A 16,542-nucleotide genomic window follows, 5' to 3' on the forward strand; every position below is an offset into this window, starting at 1 on the left:
CGTTATTCCCCCTGTACATGAGTGATGGAACCTTGCTCAATAAAGGAACACAACTGATTTTAAGTAGTAGTGCAGTCCAAGCCACCCGGCCAATCGACCGTGCTCCACTCCCCCTTACTTCATTTAAGCGATACCTGTGTGCGGGATTCTCATGCCCCCCTTGGCAATGCCAAGCAATCGCAATCCCCATCTATGTGGTACAGGTGATGCGGGAGAAACGGCCTCCCGCTCATCCTCATCCCGGGTTTGTGGCAGCCATCCGGCTGCGACGACAACGAAGACGACAACAAAGACGAATAGATTACCAATGGACCTTGCCGCTGCGCTGGGCTGCGTATGGAATACCTTGAACCAGCGGCGCTGCCCCCTGATTCATCCATTCGCGCTTAAACAGCGGATAAATGTGACCCGAAGGTGTAACCGAGATAACGGTGTCACCGCGCCAACGAACGTTGTAGTCCTGTCCGGAAACATGCTCGACCTTCTCAACCGTGGTTATTGGGTAGAGGAGTTGCACCAGCTGACCCGATTGCAGACCATCTAAGCGAATATAGCCGTCCTCCGGAAGCTGAACGCTTATGACCTCATCGTCGATGGATACGGTGATATCCTCGAAATTCACCCAATCCGGCACACGTACACGTAAGCTTGGCGCATCGTGGATGGCGAGCTCGAGCTTGCCCTCATACGGCTGATAGCTGATAACCTCAACCCAATCGCTGCTCCGGCTAAACGACATATTGACGGAAACGATACCGGCGTGCTTCGTGACGATATCGTCCCAAACCAGGTAGCAGGCTCGAATGCCTGCTCCGAGGCAGCAGCCCTCCACGCTCTCGCGGCAGTTATCCAGCGATCCCGGCTTCGACCAGGATGCCCAGCTGCCGTACAGCGCCCGCTCGAATTGCGGTTTTTGTGCTTGATCCACGTTCGGCAGCATCGGATCGGTATGTACAATTTGGTTCTCCAGCAACTGATTGCGGGCGAACCGCTCTAAGATCGCATAATAGTTCGAATCGATATGCCGGGCGATTAGCAGTCCCAAATGAATGGCATCCGTAATCGAACAGGATTCGCATGAAGCATCGTCCGGGCCGACGCCATCCGGTATCCAGCCCCACGTGCTGGAATAACGCAGCGTCCAGTCGAAGACCGTTTTCATTTTCTGAATCGTTACGGTGTCATTCGTCTTCAGGGCACGGCGCATGAGCGCAACGGCCGCTGTGAGGATGCCGCCGGAGTGCGTATGTCCCTGATAATGCCCCTCTGCATCGAACGTTCCGCTGACATTCAGCACGAAACGACCCATTCGATCCAGCAAGTCCTCACAATCCGGGGCATCGACGCTTTCAGTGTAGCGAGCTAATGCCAGCATGATCCCGCCGAGCGGGAAGGTGGGATAGCCGTTGAAGTCACCGAATACGGCATGCTCCATCGTGTTCCAGCCTTCGGCATTACGGAACCAATAGCTGTAGTCCTCTTCGTGCTGCAGCTTGCTTCTTATGGCAACGGCGAGCTTCTCGATGATCTCTTGCCCGGCTTCCGTAGGCGAATCCAGATACAAATCGACGTAGGCCAGGAGCATCCTCCCCGCCATGAATGGATTCAGAAACGGATCGCATGTATCCAGCATCGCACGCAGCGCTTGTTCTTCTTCCACATAATCGGTGGTCCCGGTAATCGGACGGCCGAGTAAATACGCATCCGTAAATCGAGAGCACATATCGCCCAAATCCCAGATATGGTGCTCAAGCTTCGGTTCAGGCTGTAAGCGAAGCAGAAAATAAGGCCGCATATTCTGTTCCGGATCTAGTCGGTTCGCAATCGCGCTGAAGCCGCGCTCGATTGCTTCCTGCAAATAATACGTCTTCGGTCTGCTTGCCATGTGAGCTTCGTTTACCATCTCTACTCCCCCTGTTTGCTCAAATAAGAAAGTCGACTTCTATTTCACTGGAATGAATCGCGCTTCTCTACCGACGAAAATAGAGCGCTTACATTTCAGGTTTGAAAAAGATTTGGTAAGGGCCTCCTGACATTCTTGTGCATGGAGGTTAATGTCCACCACCGGCTGCCTCCGTTAGAGTAGAGAATCGAGAATCCCCATTCCCCAGCGGTTGGTTGGCCGCCATCGATTAGTGGTAGCAAATGTTGCGTTTTGTGCAACATTTTCGAGCATTTAAGCCTACAGGGAAGAAATTGTTGCTCGTTATGCAACATTCCCGCTTCGAGTTACAAATTTCCGACCACTTTCTAACCATATGTTGCATTTTGCGCAACATTTAGTCGTGGAATTTAATTCATTCATTTAAATGCTGCAGTTTTTGCAACATTTTCTAAACACATGACATGCCATAAGCGATCAGTCAGTACTACTTTTTTTGCTCAAGGTGGTGGTGCTTGTGGTGGTGGTGGTGCTCTTGGTGTTCGTGTTGATGTTGGTTGTTGATGTTGGTTGTTGATGTTGGTGTTGGTAGTTGCTCTCGGTGTTGGTGTTGGTGTTGGTTGTTGCTCTTGGTGTTGGTGTTTGGTTGTTGCTCTTGGTGTCGGTATGTCTCGTTGAACTTCGATTAGGCGGGCATTACTGAAGTGGTGTGCAAGGAGGCGTTCATAATTATATATCAAATATACAACTTATAAACTTTGCTAGGTGGCTGTTTACCTGCATCATACTCCCATATTAGAGCCTCTGTAAAGAAAAAAATTGGAAACTCGCAAAGAAAGTTGTATATTCATTATATCAGGAGAGAGAGTGTGATTAGATGACTGTACCAACGAAACGAGTTCCTCTTTACAACCAGATACGCACGTACATAACCGACCAAATCGTACAAGGCCAGCTGCTCCCCGGAGATCGACTGCCATCGGAAAACGAGCTTGCGGAGCATTTTGGCGTCAGCCGCATTACCGTCAAAGGTGCCTTATCCTCCCTCGTGAAAGAAGGCACCGTTTACCGCATTCAGGGCAAAGGCTCCTTCATTGCGGACCAAGCCCAGGGTGAGCCTCTTCGTTATCAAACGCCGGAAATTCGCAAGCTGAAGCTGATCTCCTTGCTGATCCCCAGCCTGAAAACCGCCTATATGGTGAATTTGGTCAAAGGTGTGGAAAACGCCGCTTCGAGTCAAGGCTACCGCGTTATTGTCTCGCTGACTCATGAGTCGGTAGAAACAGAGTGTCAGCTGCTTGCTGAAGCTGAGGAAATGGGCGTTGCAGGTGTCATCGTCTACCCTGTCGAAGGGGAGAGCTATAACGAGGATATTCTGCGGATGACCTTGCGCGGCTACCCGATTGTGGTCATTGACCGCTATCTCAAAGGGCTTGAAACCAACTGCGTATGCACGGATCACTTCAGCGGAGCCTATGCGGCCACGTCACATCTCATTGATGCGGGGCATTTCCGGATTGCCTTCCTGACCGCTCCATACACGGGAACGACGAGCATGGAGGACCGGCTCGAAGGCTATCGGCAAGCCTTGGCTGACCATGCCTTATTAAGTGATCCAAGACTCGTCTTTACCCGGACGGAGCCGGAACAAATAGAGCTCTACTTGCAGCAAAATCCGGATATCACCGCTGTATTCGCGCTAAACTCCTCACTCGGCCTGAAAGTATTCGCGGCTGCGGAGCGGCTGCAGCTCTCCATTCCCGATCAATTGTCGGTTATCTTCTTCGATGACTATGAATACTCGACCCGGTGGACGCTGCGTCCGACCTGTATCCTTCAGCAGGAAGAAGAGATCGGCGCCCAAGCCGGCCGACTCATGCTCTCGCTTGTCGCCAATCCTGCCCAGGAGCGCAAGAAGATCGTGCTGTCTCCGCGTCTTGTGATCGGTGGCACAACGGCTGCACCTTCCTTCCGGGCATAAGCCGTTATGTTTCAACTCCCTGTGGAAGGGGTATACAACTCGTAATAAGAAATTTAAGATACAGGAGCGTCGAGCTATGAAACAAACCGATAAACTATTTTTGCGTACGGAGAATCAGGAAGGCAAATGTATCGTTTATGTCGGAGGCGAGCTGGATTTGGAGTCCGCCGTTCATATGCGTGCAGTGATGACCCCACTGATTGAATTGACCGATCGAGAACTGACCCTTAATTTGCGCGAGCTCCGTTATGTGGATAGTACCGGCATCGGCATTCTCGTGTCCGTGCTGAAAGCCAGACATGCCAAGCAAGCACCATTTTCCGTGGAAGCTGTCCCGACTCATATTCGCAAGCTGTTCGACATGACGGGCATCACGCCATTTTTACTCAAACAAGCCTAGTAGGTAATTGCAGCAGAAAGGGACGAGCGCATAATGAACATACAAGTCGAAGAAGTAATCACCTTGCAGGTGCCGGCTTCGGCGGAATATATTGATCTGGTTCGATTGACTCTCTATGGCTTAGCTGTCAAAATCGGATTCTCCTTCGAGGAAATCGAGGATATGAAAGTCGCGGTGTCCGAGGCGTGCAACAATGCGGTTCTGTACGCTTACGGCGATTTGAGCTCCGGGCAGGCCGCTCCCGTTCCACAGCCTGCGCCGCGAATCGAGGTGCGCTTTATTAAGAAGAACGATGCCCTCTCCATTGTTGTCAAAGATGACGGACGCAGCTTTGACGCAACAGCCGCAGCCGCACGTGCGAAGCCGGTAAACGGACAATCGATCGATGAACTTCAGGCAGGCGGACTTGGCCTGTACTTGATGCAAGCGCTGATGGATGATGTGGAAGTGAACAGCGAAACGGGAACGGAAGTGGTTCTTACCAAGCGCCTTGTCAAAAGCGGTGAATTGTAATGAGCGCGCCGCAGCCGATTAAGCAGCCCACGCCCACAAGCATGGAACTTATAATGGCTTATCAAAGCGATCCGTCCAACGAAATCGCTGAACAGCTCATCACCCATTACGAGTCGATGGTTCGAATGGCCGCCGGTAAAATTTCGCGTAACCGCCCGGATTTGTACGAGGATTTAATGCAAGTGGGCCAGATTGCGCTGCTTCGTTTATTCGGCCAATTCGACAGTTCGCTCGGCGTGCAGTTTGAGCCTTACGCCATGAAGAGTATCATTGGGCATATGAAAAATTATCTCCGCGACAAGTCGTGGTACGTTCAGGTCCCTCGTCGGATCAAGGAGAAAGGAATCGCCGTTCAGCAAGCCATCGATGAGCTGACCGTGAAGCTTGAACGTTCTCCGAGGATCGAAGAAATCGCCGAGGTCATGTCGCTGTCCGTGGAAGAAACGACTGAAATTCTGGCAGGTCGCGAGCTCTATCATTACGTCTCGCTGGACACGCCGATTTCGGATGATGACAATACGTCATCGCTTGGTGATTTGCTCGGATCGGATTCCAATGATTTTGACAATATCGATCGGCGACTCGATCTCCAGGCTGCGCTCTCGAAGCTGAAGGCCGAGGAGCAGAAAGTGCTGCTGCTGGCCTATCAGGATGGGCTTCCCCAGCGACAGATCGCGGATCAGCTTGGCATATCACAAATGAGTATTTCCCGAATACAGCGGCGTGCGATCGATAAACTAAAGCAGCTGCTGCATGAGCATCATGAGCAGGAAGAGTAGGAGCACGCTGTAGGCCGAGCATCATGGCCGCGGCGTGCTTTTGTGTTTTTGGATAAAATTGTCGGCGGCGCTGTTGTGCTTCACGCGGGGTTCGCGTTATGATGGTAACATGTATAGCTATACGCACGGACAAGCAGGAGGCTCTAAACTATGATGCATCGGATGCTGCAATTTCCGCAAGCGTGGGAATGGCTCATGCTTCACGAACAGCGGCCGGCGGGAACGTCCGGTCTTAGTCGCAGCAGCAAAGCAGCAGCCGATGATGCCCTTTCGGAGGCGCCTGCTACTGCTGCTGAACTGGCGGCAGAGCTGGCCCACGCGAAACAAGCCGTTATCCAAGCCCACCCGGAGCTTGCCGGCTGGATTCATGATGTCGAAGTCGTTGCACACAATCAAATTATCGTGTCCGAGCTTCCGGGCGGTGACGCTATTCTGCATGGGACCTTGCTGTTCCAGGTGTCAGAGGATGAGAGCGACATTCTTCCTTTGCATTTTCGAATAACCGATCGGAAGCTGGTCACCTATATGTCGGATATGCGATTATCCGTGAGGCTGCAGCTTGATCCTTGGCAGGATAAGCTGAACCGCTGCCAGAGTGCGCCGGAAGGTTTCTTCGTACTGCTTGGCGCCGTGCTGGAGACATTCCATGACGGTCTCGATCGATTCGAGACGCGGCTTGGCGATCTGGAGCAGAAGATGCGCAAGTCGAACCGTACCGGCCTGATGAATGTCATCTTCGAGCGGCGCTATGAGCTGCTGCACTGGAGCCACTTGTTCATTCCCGTCAAGGAAATTCAAGGCGCGGCCAGAGAAGCATTCATGCATACGCTGCTGGAGCAGGAAGAGTTCAAACGGATGGAGCTGAAGCTCGACCGTATTCAGGGCCTGCTCAGCCATTATGCTATGGAGATCGACACGCTGCTCATGATGGACGATGCCATCTCGAACTTCCGCGGCAACGATATCATGAAGACGCTCACGATCTTCACCGCCTTGTTCATGCCGGCCACCGTCATCGGCGCCGTCTGGGGCATGAACTTTAAGGATATCCCTTGGGCCAGCGAGCGATGGGGATTCATCACGGTCAGCCTCGTCATCGTTGTAACCACCATCCTCATCTATTGGTGGTTGTGGCATAAAGGCTGGACAGGCGATCTGCTGACCGGCCGGCACAAGGGCGACCGCGCCGGCAGCTCAGGCGGCGAAGATCTCGCGCTAGTCGGCGGCGACGATGCGCCCCTGTCGCGGCGAAGCCGAGGCGGCCGCGTCAGCGCAGCGGCGACGGGAGCGGTGCGCTCGGCGGACGCCGCCGGCAGCGGCGTCGAACACGACGCGCCGCTGCCGGCGCGAGGGCGGCGATGATGCGCTGGTCGCGGGGTGCGGGAGGCGCGGGCGTAGCCGCGGGGGAGCCTGAGGCGGCGCATGTGGTGAAGTTCGCGGGCAGTTTGGGGGAGTTTCTTGAGCTGAGAGACGGATTTTCGTACTCTCAGCTTCTTTTTTATGCGTTTTCGCCGCTGAGAGTCGGATTTTCCGACTCTCAGCCCTCGGCGCGGGCAGTTCGGGGGAGTTTCTGGTGCTGAGAGACGGATTTTCGTACTTTCAGCTTCTTTTTTGTGCGGTTTCGCCGCTGAGAGTCGGATTTTCCAACTCTCAGCCCTCGGCACGGGCAGTTTGAGGGAGTTTCTGGAGCTGAGAGACGGAATTCCGTACTCTCAGCTTCTTTTTTGTGCGGTTTCGCCGCTGAGAGTCGGATTTTCCGACTCTCAGCCCTCGGCACGGGCAGACTAGCTTGGTTTTTAAGAGAGACATGCTACTATCGGCGAGGGACATCATGTGCTGTGGGCATATTAGTTGGAGTGCCAGGAATGATAAGCGGCATATCCTCTTATCATGCTTTTTTCAGGTGGTTTCCCCTACTTTTAGCGGATATGCAGCTTATGGCGAACGAAACCATATGAAATTAGCTAGTTGGTTGAGTTCCTGAGCATGATAAGCGGCATATCCTCTTATCATGCTTTTTTCGGGCGGTTTCCCCTACTTTTAGCGGATATGCCGCTTACGGCGAACGAAACCATGTGAAATTAGCTAGTTGGTTGAGCTCCTGAACATGATAAGCGGCATATCCTCTTATCATGCTCTTTTCGGGCGGTTTCCCCTACTTTTAACGGATATGCCGCTTACGGCGAACGAAACCATGTGAAATTAGCTAGTTGGTTGAGTTCCTGAGCATGATAAGCGGCATATCCTCTTATCTTGCTTTTTTCGGGCAGTTTCCCCTACTTTTAGCGGATATGCTGCTTACGGCGAACGAAACCATGTGAAATTAGCTAGTTGGTTGAGTTCCTGAGCATGATAAGCGGCATATCCTCTTATCTTGCTTTTTTCGGGTGGTTTCCCCTAAACAAAAAGAGCCCCAGCAACGCGGGGGCTCTTCTAAAAGCGCTACTTCAAATCCACAACGACCAAGCAGCGGTCGTCGGATTGCAGCTCCTCCGCCTGCTCGCGCGAGAAGAGCGCTTCTTCGAGTGCCTGCAGCGGAGCGTGTATGCCATATGGCTGCAGCAGCTCCGTGAGGCTGGCCTCGCGATCTTCCGCGTAGTCGCTGCCGACGAGGTCGTAGATGCCATCGGTCAGCAGCACGATGCGGTCGCCGGGTCCGATGGCGAGCATGTGCTTCTCGATTGGCATCTCGCTGAACATGCCGATGGCGACGCCGCCTTGGGCGAAACGTTCGATGCTGCCATCGCTGCGAATGAGCATGCCAGGCGGATGGCCAGCATTCACGTATTCGAGCGTGCCTGCGCCTAAATCGACGACCATATACAGCCCGGTGAAGTAATACTGGATCAACTGATCCGCAAATTGCAGCTGCAGTGATCGCCGATTCAGCTCCTTGATGACCCGTTTGGCCCCGGACTGCTTCGTCATCGCTTCCTTGAGCACCGATGCGATAAACATGCACGCCAGCGAGGACGATATGCCATGGCCCATCGCATCAATCACAGCTACACCGTAGCGATTCTCATCGATTCGATGCCACGCGTACAAATCGCCGGACAGCTCTTCCGACGGGCGGAATATCGCATCGATGGCAATACGCTCGTCATCCACCGGCTGCGGGAGCGCCGCCAGCTGCACCTCTCGCGCCAGCTGCAGCTCCTCCCGCATCCGCCGATCTCGCTCCTTATGCCAATCCTTCTGCTCCTTCAGCCGGAGCGCCACACGAATACGAGCAAGCAGCTCGATTCGATTAATCGGCTTCGTCACATAATCGATCGCTCCGGCATCCAGCGACTCAGCCAGCTTCTTCGAATCGCCGATCGCCGTCACCATGATGATCGGAATATCCTTCAAACGCGGCGACTCCTGAATCATCGCGCAAGCCGTAATCCCATCCACGCCGGGCATCATCATATCGAGCAAGATCAAATCGATGTCGTGATCGTCATCGCCCGGCACTTCCTCCGGCTCGAGCCCCTGTTTGTTTAACCCGAGCAAACTAAACAATTCGCTGCCAGAGGCAGCCTGCAACACATTCGTATACCCCGCACGCTTCAAAATCTCTCGGACAACCGTAATATTCATCGGATTATCGTCCACGACCGCAATTCGCATCTTCAATTTCCTAGGCATTCTGATCTCCTTATCCTTGTCCTTCACCGGCACGACGTGATGTACTTCGTTACCCCTGCAGATCATGCTTTGAATCTGGAACATGTAGGACAGCTGCCTAAAGCACATTGGCCCATACCCTCATACACTGATAGCAAGGAGAGTGGGTGCAGAAAATGAACAATGGCAGTGCGATGGACATTCGAACGGCCATCTTTTTGGCTGCAGTATGTGGGCAAACTTATGTGCAATACAATAATGGCGGGTACTTCCTTGTGCCGGATTCCTACCGGCTGGTCGGATCGTTTAACGCCGCTTCCTACACTGGCAAAGAAGAACCCTTCGGCTTCGTCATCGAGTCGGACCGAGCGGTCGTGTTGGCTTTCCGCGGCACAAGCTCCCCTACAGACTGGGTCATGGATATGATTGCCCAGCAAATTCCGTTCAAGCCCGTTAAGAATGGCGGCAATACGCACAAAGGCTTTACCGAGGTCTATATGTCCGCACGGGATCAAGTCTTCCGCTTACTCGATCAAGTACCGAAGTCGAAGCCATTATTCATAACCGGACATAGTCTTGGCGGAGCACTGGCGACACTCGCCTCGCTTGACATCGCGACCAACCGCATGCCTGCCGCCCTCATCACCTATACGTACGGATCGCCGCGCACGGGAGATCCCGCCTTCGTTCGCGCCTATAATGCAGCCGTACCCGTCACCTTCCGGGTGCAAAATGAATACGACGTCGTGCCTCACCTGCCGCCGCTCGTCTATCAATCCCCGAATACCGACAAAACGTACTATTATCTGCACGTGAAGGAAGAGGTTAAACTAAACTTCCGCATGGGCTCCGTCGGAGGGAATCATGTGATCAGCAGCTATTTTGCCGATTTGGCACGGGAATCACCTGCATTTACGATGGCGATTTGTTCAGGACCTCCCGGCTGGTGTCCTCAATCATGAGGACATCAGCCAGACCGATCCCTATTAGGTATGTATCGGCGATCCATCTAGCTCTTTGAACCGGCCAGCTCCGCGATGCGGCTTCGCTCCGCCTTCGTCATCCCTTTAAGCACAAGCTCGTAAGAGTGTTTAATCATATCCTGCAGCTCGTCTTGCGGAATCGATCCATCGATCGCGATGGAGTTCCAGTGTTTCTTGTTCAAATGATAGCCCGGCGTAATCGCCTCATATTGCTGCCGCAGATTCTCCGCGATAATGGGATCGCATTTCAAGGACATGCTGCTTTCCGTGAGAATTGCGAACATTTTGCCGCCTGCCTTCATCACCAATGGATCCGGCCCAAAAGGATAATCCTTCTCCGCCCCTGGCATGGACAAGCAATAGGTAAGTAACGCTTCCATCCGCTTATCTTCTCCTCTTCACACCAAAGTATAGTTCGCAAAGGCCGCCGCTTGTCCATAATACTCGCCGGCTTCATCGTACAAATTCCATACGATCGCCTGCTCGATTCGAAAACGTCGGCCGCTGCTGGAAATTCGGATGCCGCTGTAATCGTCAATATACCCTTGCCCCGCGACGGCTTCCAGAAACCGCTGGCGTTCCTCTTGGATCATTGGCTCCGCAGTATGCTTCGATTCGATTCGCGTAAAAGCATCCCAATCCATTTCCCACAACGCCAATGCAGCGCGGTTACCGTAATTGAGTACCGGGTCCTGCTGCGTGCCATGTGATAGCACCACGAGATCCGCATGGAATAATGCTTCAGCCGCCGACTCTTGTTCTGCCTGCGGAATCAACGGCTTGCCCAGCAATCGGTTGTAGCTGTTCAATATAATCGCGGCATGGCGCTCTCCCGCGCCTATGCCTGTCAGTTGCTGCAGCATACTATGATCTTCCTCCATCCTAATCTTCGACTCCAGCTAATTTAAAAGAACTGAAGGTGAAATTCACCCTCAGTTCCTCGGTTCCGCTGCTATACGCCCATTTTCTTGCGTTGATTGTTTACTTTTTTGTGGTTTTGGCTTTTCATCGTTTGTTGGTTGCCGCCTGGACCATGCTTTTGCTTATTGTTCGCATTCGCTTGGTCTTGTTTCTTCTGAGCCAGCTTCTGCTTCATTGCTTCGGCAAGGGAAATTTTCTTCGGCTCTTGCTCTTGCGTTTCCGGCGTCGTTTGGTTTTCTTCCATTTCAGATCACCTCGTCTGTTTGTACTAGTTGTATTGTAGCTTTTTTTTCGCTCGCTTTCCAGTGTACGAGGCAGCAATTTTCACATCTTTGCCATTATATCCCGCATTCTACTCCCGCAGCGCATCCTTTAGCCTGGTGGACATGTTATCCGCGCTTCCCGCACGCAGCATTCCGCGAAGCCTTGCGACCTCTTGCTGCAGACGGAGCTTGTCCCCGCGCAGCTGCTCAATCTCGGCTTGTGCCTGTGTAAGCTGCTCTTGCAATGAAGAAATCGGCTCGTTCATCGCCGGCTTCCCCCTCTCTCTATTCACGTCATTTCTCCCTATTGTAACGCTGACCCGCCCCATTGTACAAAAAAAGCTCCGACATCGCAGCAACCGAAGCTCTCCATGGAGAACGCCAAGTACTGCACCTATCGGAACTTTGCATGTTACCTTGAGACTACTTAGCTTCTTATTTCACCGCAATCGCAACCTTCTGCGTCGTCACGAGGACATTCTTGCTGTCGAACGCTTTGACCACCACATCAATCTTCTTCCCTTTATACGGTGCAAAATCAATCTGTGCCGTCCAAGGCAGCGAAGTTACCGTTGCTACCGTCTTGCCGCCGATCTCATAGGTCACTTTGCTTAGTGTTGGCGACCATGTTTTCACATAGGCTGAAACCTTCTGCGTCGATGCCGGTACCGGCGAAGCGGTGTTAATCGGCTTGTAAGCTACCGGTGATTCATCGCCAAGCCCGCTTAGATAGAAAGGATTCGCAACCGACTGCTTGTAGCCCTCCAGAAGCTTCTGATTGGCCGAAAGCATATAATATTTTATCCGAGCGGAAGCGTCATGGTTGCTGTCGAACCAGAATACCGCCTTTACCTTCGGATACAGCATCGGCAGAGAAGCGTAAAATTCTTTCATTTTGTACACGGCCCAGTCCGTCTTATCTTGCTTCTTCTCCGGGTACATGTACGCTACGCCACCTTCCGAAATATAAACCGGTTTACGCGACGCATACTGCTTGTAGATATAATCGAATTTCTCCAAATGGCTCGAACGATCTTCCCCTTGCTTCAGTGGGTCAAGAGTAGGGTTAAAGATCGTATACAGACTGACACCCACCCAATCTACGGTATCATCACCCGGGTAGTAGTCGTTAATGTTATACTCCGGCGAGCGGTCAGGCGCCCAAACCATGGCCACATTATCCGGCGCTTCCTCGTGGAAGACCTTCGCAACAATACGGAACTTATCGATGTAATTCTTCGGATTCTCTTCATGCCATGGAACCCAATCGCCATTCATTTCATTCGCGAAACGCAGGAACACCTTGACTCCGGATGCCGCAATATCGCGTGCCAGCTGGCGCAAATAATCATCATCTTGAACTACGCCAAGCCCGTCAAGCGGCTGGATGCCAAGCTGAAGGGCAACCCCGGCCTCGCGAGCGCGATCGATGTGGCTCTTAATACTTGAAAGCGGCTTCCCGTATGTAAAATAAATCAAATACGCTGCATGATCCTTGCCCGTAAGCGCCGGAAACCCCTCCGTGTAGAACGGTTTGGCCGTCTTGGCATTGTGAACCGCCGGATCAAGTTCAGCGTAAGCACCGATATAGGCGCCATTCTTCGGTTCGAAAATCGCTCCGTGCGTGTTCGATGAACCGAGTGCGGATGCTGTAGTTTCCACAAACAGTCTTGCCGAGCTGCGAAGCTGATCGGCCTTGCGTTTCGCGGCAATGCTCATTTGCGTCATCTTCGCTTTGCCGGTATACAGCGCTTCCTTATCCCAGTTCGTTACGGCATCGTCATATTTCTTCAGCTTGGCGTAATCGTCGCCGATGCGGCGGTACATACCGGCTGCATTACCGTACTCTTGCTTCTTCAGAAACTCAGGCGCAATTAGATTGTATTTCACAATTGCATCCGCATATTTGCCCTGCTGTTCGAGCTTCTGTGCTTGTTTGAATATCCCCCATACATCCATTGCCTGGACCTCGTAGGTATGGAATGTCGTGAAAGCAACGATAATCGTAAATAATGCCACCATCATTTTACGTCCAAACGAGAAGTAATGCTTGTGAGTCACCATGATTCCTCCGTGTGCTAGTAGTAGAAGTTACAGCGATATTTTACAGCATTTGGAATGGAATGGGAAGATAAAAGTTTTACAAAATGTGACAACAATCAGCATTGTGCAACAAGTTGCGACAGGAGTTCGTTTAATCTGATATAGGCTGCAAGCCATGCTTGGTAGCAGTGACCAGTTGTAAATGAGATTCTAGCGTCTATAATTATCTTTATTATGGTTTGCGCTTTATTCATAGGAGGAACAGCAATTGAAAACGAACAAACGTATGTCCTATCTCATACTCGGAGCGGCGCTTAGTGCCGTTATTCTATCAACCCAAACTGCCTGCACCAACAACTTATTTGGCACAAACAATTCGAGCAGCAATGAACAAAACACCGGCAACTCGGGAGCTGCAGGTCAAGATGCGCCGACAAGCCCAATAAAGACAAGTACCGGCACGAATGGCGATTCGGGAGCCGGCAAGTCCGATCCGAAGGACGGTTCATCCGGCTCAGCAGGCACTGGCACCAGTACTGGTACAGGCACGTCTGACCCCGGAAAATCAAACGACGATGCACCTGCCAATGCCCAAACGGGCAGCGGTCAGTCTTCATTGACGGCGTTTCTGCACGAGAATTCACCGTCTCGCACCATTAAGAAGAAGGACGGCGTCGCTTATGTCACTAATACGGACAGCCAGCTTGTCCTCGTCAATAAGACGCGTGAGCTCGAATCGACTTACGTGCCGAAGGATCTCGTGAAAGCAGACGTGGGCTTCTCCTTCTCCGGCGACAATCCGAAGCAGCAGCTGCGCAAGGTTGCGCCGACGGCGCTGGAGAAGCTGTTTGCCGGTGCCAAAGAAGACGGCATTGAGCTGAAAGCCGTATCCGGCTATCGCTCGTATGCGTCTCAACGTTCCATCTTCAACAACTACGCCAAGAAGAATGGCGAGGAAGAAGCCAATACGTTCAGTGCGCATCCGGGACAAAGCGAGCATCAAACCGGACTTTCGATGGATGTGTCGAGCGCCAGTGTCAAATACGATCTGGATAAGAGCTTCGGCGAAACGAAGGAAGGCAAATGGTTGAAGGAGCATGCAGCGGATTACGGCTTCATCATCCGCTACGAGCTTGGCAAAGAACACGAAACCGGCTACATGTACGAACCGTGGCATATCCGTTACGTCGGCGTTTCCATTGCAAAGGAAATCAAGAAGCAGGGCGTAACGCTGGAAGCTTATATGGCGCAGTTCTAATAGGAAGCTGCCACAAAAGTGTAACGCTCACTTTTGTGGCAGCTTTTGTTTTTGCTCGCGGCCCCAACCAGCTCTGCCCTGACCTACCCGGAGTGGCAGGGCCTGCCTTGCCCTGACCTACCCTGCCGCCCTGCCCTGCCCTGACCTGCCCTGACCTGCCCTGCCCAGACCTGCCCTGCCCTCCTACCCTACCCCGCCCTGCCTTGACCTGACCTGACCTGACTGACCCGACCTGCCTTGCCCTGCCCTCCTACCCTACCCTACCCTACCCTCCTACCTTACCCTACCTCGCCCTGACCTGCCTTGCCCTGCCCTTCCCTTAGGCGGTGCGAGCATCATTGTTGCAGGAAATGCAACATTTTCGCTCTCGCGAGGGCACTGGAGCAGTAATCTTGCAGAAAATGCAACATTTCTGAGCAGATGAGCGCCATATGAGCCTATTGCATCGAAAATGTTGCACTTTGCGCAACATCTCCTTGAATAAGCTCGATAACCTCCGAAAATGTTGCAGATTGCGCAACATTTCTTGGAGATCCTACTACTTAGTCAGTGCGAGCATCATTGTTGCAGGAGATAGCGCAACTCTTGTGATCCTGCTACCTAGGCGAGGCGAGTGAGAAATGTTGCAGAAAATACAGCATTTTTGCACTCAGGAGGCACTTGAGTAGATTATGTTGCAGGAAACGCAACATTTCTAAGCAGATGAGCGCCAAATGAGCTTATCCCTCCGGAAATGTTGCACTTTGCGCAACATCTTCTTGAATACGCGCATTAAACTCCGGAAATGTTGCAGATTGCGCAACATTTCTTGGAGATTCTGCTACTTAGGCGGTACGAGCATCATTGTTGCAGGAGATAGTGCAACATTTCTCGTGATCCTGCTGCTACCTAGGCGAAGCGCAATAAAAAGGTGACTCAGAATCAAGCTCTGAGCCACCTTTTTGTTATGCTGCGCTATTCGCCGAGCTTCTGGAAGAAATCCTTAAAGACGGAGTCACGGTGCGCATAGTGGGCACAGCGAATGAAATGGCGGGAATGATCGACGCTCCAGCGGAAGTCCTCCGACAGCAGCGGACTGTGAACAAGCGTGCTCGGAATCCAGCTTGGATCGACCAGATAAGCAATGGTCGAGATGTCCCAGATTACACGGGAATAGCCGAAGTGATTGTTGCTGCAGTCCCGGTAAGTTTCGTACAAGTATTGGCCGAGCGGCCCTTTGTCACGGACGTAATCCTCGACTTCGGACAAGGTTGTCGCCAGATGGGAAGCTACCCCGGCACAAGGGACCAGAATAAGCGGAACGCCGCTATTCAGCACCGTGCGGGAGGCGTGAAGATCTTGAGCTAGATTAAATTCCGTCGTATCATGCCAATGCAGCGCGTGGCCACCGAGCCAGACGACAACGATTTTCTCAATAATTCGCGGCTCCATCAGCAGGGCAGAAGCTACGTTCGTGATGGCTCCGATCGCAACTACATACAGAGGATCGTCTTCGCTTGCGGCCATTGCCCGTTCCACCAGGTTTCTTGCTGCTTCACTCTCTTGAGGAACGCCGGCTTCTGCCAGGTATCCTTCCGAACCCCGGTAGATCGGAATATCCGTCATCTCTGGCATAATGGATTGAATCTTGAGAAGCTCATTATAGCTCTTCTCCATCCCGTCCTTCGCGCCCTCAGATAAATCATTGAAGAATGGAGCGGCATAGAAAGCTTCGACCGTGACGCTCTCCGGTGATTTCAATGCATAGATGACGGCGAATTGATCGTCGATCTCGTTATATGTATCCGTATCCAATACCATGCGAACCTTGCGCTGTGGATGTTCTAAACGCTGCAAAAGCTTTTGCTGAGGCAATTTTGGAAATTCAACCATGTCCCTTGTCATCCTCCTTGAATATATCCTGTATT

15 protein-coding genes are annotated in these 16,542 nt (G+C 52.3%); 7 read left to right on the forward strand and 8 right to left on the reverse strand.

All coding sequences use genetic code 11. From position 1 onward, the window contains the following. Positions 1-301: 301 nt before the first annotated feature. Positions 302-1,903 (reverse strand): hypothetical protein, encoded by a 1,602-nt coding sequence (locus tag BLW29_RS26060; protein ID WP_090985160.1) that lies wholly within the window; start codon positions 1,901-1,903, stop codon positions 302-304. 856 nt (positions 1,904-2,759) lie between these two features. Between BLW29_RS26060 and BLW29_RS26065 the strand changes: the two genes are divergently transcribed. From BLW29_RS26065 to BLW29_RS26085, 5 genes are all read left to right on the forward strand, one after another. Then, the gene (locus BLW29_RS26065; RefSeq protein ID WP_090985162.1) at positions 2,760-3,863 is read left to right on the forward strand and encodes a GntR family transcriptional regulator; all 1,104 of its coding nucleotides are present in this window, start codon (positions 2,760-2,762) and stop codon (positions 3,861-3,863) included. A 76-nt stretch (positions 3,864-3,939) separates the two neighbouring features. Next, positions 3,940-4,263 carry an STAS domain-containing protein gene (locus BLW29_RS26070; protein WP_090985164.1) on the forward strand — a complete coding sequence of 108 codons (324 nt, stop codon included), beginning with the start codon at positions 3,940-3,942 and terminating at the stop codon, positions 4,261-4,263. 33 nt (positions 4,264-4,296) lie between these two features. After that, on the forward strand, positions 4,297-4,776 hold the full coding sequence (rsbW, locus tag BLW29_RS26075; protein ID WP_090985166.1) for an anti-sigma B factor RsbW: 480 nt from the start codon (positions 4,297-4,299) through the stop codon (positions 4,774-4,776). A gap of 53 nt (positions 4,777-4,829) precedes the next feature. Next, complete coding sequence (locus BLW29_RS26080; RefSeq protein ID WP_256208916.1) at positions 4,830-5,555, forward strand: sigma-70 family RNA polymerase sigma factor; 726 nt, start codon at positions 4,830-4,832, stop codon at positions 5,553-5,555. Positions 5,556-5,705: 150 nt separating this feature from the next. Then, positions 5,706-6,917 carry a magnesium transporter CorA family protein gene (locus tag BLW29_RS26085; protein WP_090985169.1) on the forward strand — a complete coding sequence of 404 codons (1,212 nt, stop codon included), beginning with the start codon at positions 5,706-5,708 and terminating at the stop codon, positions 6,915-6,917. Between the two features lie 1,080 nt (positions 6,918-7,997). On the opposite strand, the gene BLW29_RS26095 is transcribed toward BLW29_RS26085, so the two are convergent. Further along, entirely contained in the window at positions 7,998-9,188 is a 1,191-nt protein-coding gene (locus BLW29_RS26095; RefSeq protein WP_371264794.1) for a PP2C family protein-serine/threonine phosphatase, read from the reverse strand. A gap of 155 nt (positions 9,189-9,343) precedes the next feature. Here BLW29_RS26095 and BLW29_RS26100 point away from each other — a divergent pair, with 155 nt between their 5' ends. Then, positions 9,344-10,129, forward strand: a complete 786-nt coding sequence (locus BLW29_RS26100) for a lipase family protein (protein ID WP_256208917.1) — start codon at positions 9,344-9,346, stop codon at positions 10,127-10,129. A gap of 47 nt (positions 10,130-10,176) precedes the next feature. On the opposite strand, the gene BLW29_RS26105 is transcribed toward BLW29_RS26100, so the two are convergent. From BLW29_RS26105 to BLW29_RS26120, 5 genes are all read right to left on the reverse strand, one after another. Then, positions 10,177-10,530, reverse strand: a complete 354-nt coding sequence (locus BLW29_RS26105; RefSeq protein WP_090985173.1) for an MmcQ/YjbR family DNA-binding protein — start codon at positions 10,528-10,530, stop codon at positions 10,177-10,179. An 18-nt stretch (positions 10,531-10,548) separates the two neighbouring features. Further along, the gene (locus BLW29_RS26110) at positions 10,549-11,013 is read right to left on the reverse strand and encodes an MEKHLA domain-containing protein (RefSeq protein WP_090985175.1); all 465 of its coding nucleotides are present in this window, start codon (positions 11,011-11,013) and stop codon (positions 10,549-10,551) included. An 89-nt stretch (positions 11,014-11,102) separates the two neighbouring features. Next, on the reverse strand, positions 11,103-11,315 hold the full coding sequence (locus BLW29_RS26115) for a hypothetical protein (protein ID WP_090985177.1): 213 nt from the start codon (positions 11,313-11,315) through the stop codon (positions 11,103-11,105). Positions 11,316-11,423: 108 nt separating this feature from the next. After that, positions 11,424-11,600 (reverse strand): hypothetical protein, encoded by a 177-nt coding sequence (locus BLW29_RS31555; RefSeq protein WP_177186829.1) that lies wholly within the window; start codon positions 11,598-11,600, stop codon positions 11,424-11,426. Between the two features lie 169 nt (positions 11,601-11,769). After that, on the reverse strand, positions 11,770-13,398 hold the full coding sequence (locus BLW29_RS26120; RefSeq protein WP_256208918.1) for a glycoside hydrolase family 26 protein: 1,629 nt from the start codon (positions 13,396-13,398) through the stop codon (positions 11,770-11,772). Positions 13,399-13,645: 247 nt separating this feature from the next. Here BLW29_RS26120 and BLW29_RS26125 point away from each other — a divergent pair, with 247 nt between their 5' ends. Then, the gene (locus tag BLW29_RS26125) at positions 13,646-14,635 is read left to right on the forward strand and encodes a M15 family metallopeptidase (RefSeq protein ID WP_256208919.1); all 990 of its coding nucleotides are present in this window, start codon (positions 13,646-13,648) and stop codon (positions 14,633-14,635) included. 954 nt (positions 14,636-15,589) lie between these two features. Here the strand turns inward: BLW29_RS26125 and BLW29_RS26130 are convergent. Beyond that, positions 15,590-16,507, reverse strand: coding sequence for a nucleoside hydrolase (locus tag BLW29_RS26130; RefSeq protein WP_090985179.1), 918 nt, complete (start codon positions 16,505-16,507; stop codon positions 15,590-15,592). Positions 16,508-16,542: the final 35 nt, after the last annotated feature.

Source organism: Paenibacillus sp. CF384, assembly GCF_900106745.1.
GTDB lineage: Bacteria > Bacillota > Bacilli > Paenibacillales > Paenibacillaceae > Paenibacillus_Z.

What these genes read in the sequence shown, in the direction of transcription:
- BLW29_RS26060 (WP_090985160.1), bottom strand. Translation starts at nt 1,903, where the DNA reads ATGGTAAACGAAGCTCACATGGCAAGCAGACCGAAGACGTATTATTTG.
- BLW29_RS26065 (WP_090985162.1), top strand. Translation starts at nt 2,760, where the DNA reads ATGACTGTACCAACGAAACGAGTTCCTCTTTACAACCAGATACGCACG.
- BLW29_RS26070 (WP_090985164.1), top strand. Translation starts at nt 3,940, where the DNA reads ATGAAACAAACCGATAAACTATTTTTGCGTACGGAGAATCAGGAAGGC.
- rsbW (WP_090985166.1), top strand. Translation starts at nt 4,297, where the DNA reads ATGAACATACAAGTCGAAGAAGTAATCACCTTGCAGGTGCCGGCTTCG.
- BLW29_RS26080 (WP_256208916.1), top strand. Translation starts at nt 4,830, where the DNA reads ATGGCTTATCAAAGCGATCCGTCCAACGAAATCGCTGAACAGCTCATC.
- BLW29_RS26085 (WP_090985169.1), top strand. Translation starts at nt 5,706, where the DNA reads ATGATGCATCGGATGCTGCAATTTCCGCAAGCGTGGGAATGGCTCATG.
- BLW29_RS26095 (WP_371264794.1), bottom strand. Translation starts at nt 9,188, where the DNA reads ATGCCTAGGAAATTGAAGATGCGAATTGCGGTCGTGGACGATAATCCG.
- BLW29_RS26100 (WP_256208917.1), top strand. Translation starts at nt 9,344, where the DNA reads ATGAACAATGGCAGTGCGATGGACATTCGAACGGCCATCTTTTTGGCT.
- BLW29_RS26105 (WP_090985173.1), bottom strand. Translation starts at nt 10,530, where the DNA reads ATGGAAGCGTTACTTACCTATTGCTTGTCCATGCCAGGGGCGGAGAAG.
- BLW29_RS26110 (WP_090985175.1), bottom strand. Translation starts at nt 11,013, where the DNA reads ATGCTGCAGCAACTGACAGGCATAGGCGCGGGAGAGCGCCATGCCGCG.
- BLW29_RS26115 (WP_090985177.1), bottom strand. Translation starts at nt 11,315, where the DNA reads ATGGAAGAAAACCAAACGACGCCGGAAACGCAAGAGCAAGAGCCGAAG.
- BLW29_RS31555 (WP_177186829.1), bottom strand. Translation starts at nt 11,600, where the DNA reads ATGAACGAGCCGATTTCTTCATTGCAAGAGCAGCTTACACAGGCACAA.
- BLW29_RS26120 (WP_256208918.1), bottom strand. Translation starts at nt 13,398, where the DNA reads ATGGTGACTCACAAGCATTACTTCTCGTTTGGACGTAAAATGATGGTG.
- BLW29_RS26130 (WP_090985179.1), bottom strand. Translation starts at nt 16,507, where the DNA reads ATGGTTGAATTTCCAAAATTGCCTCAGCAAAAGCTTTTGCAGCGTTTA.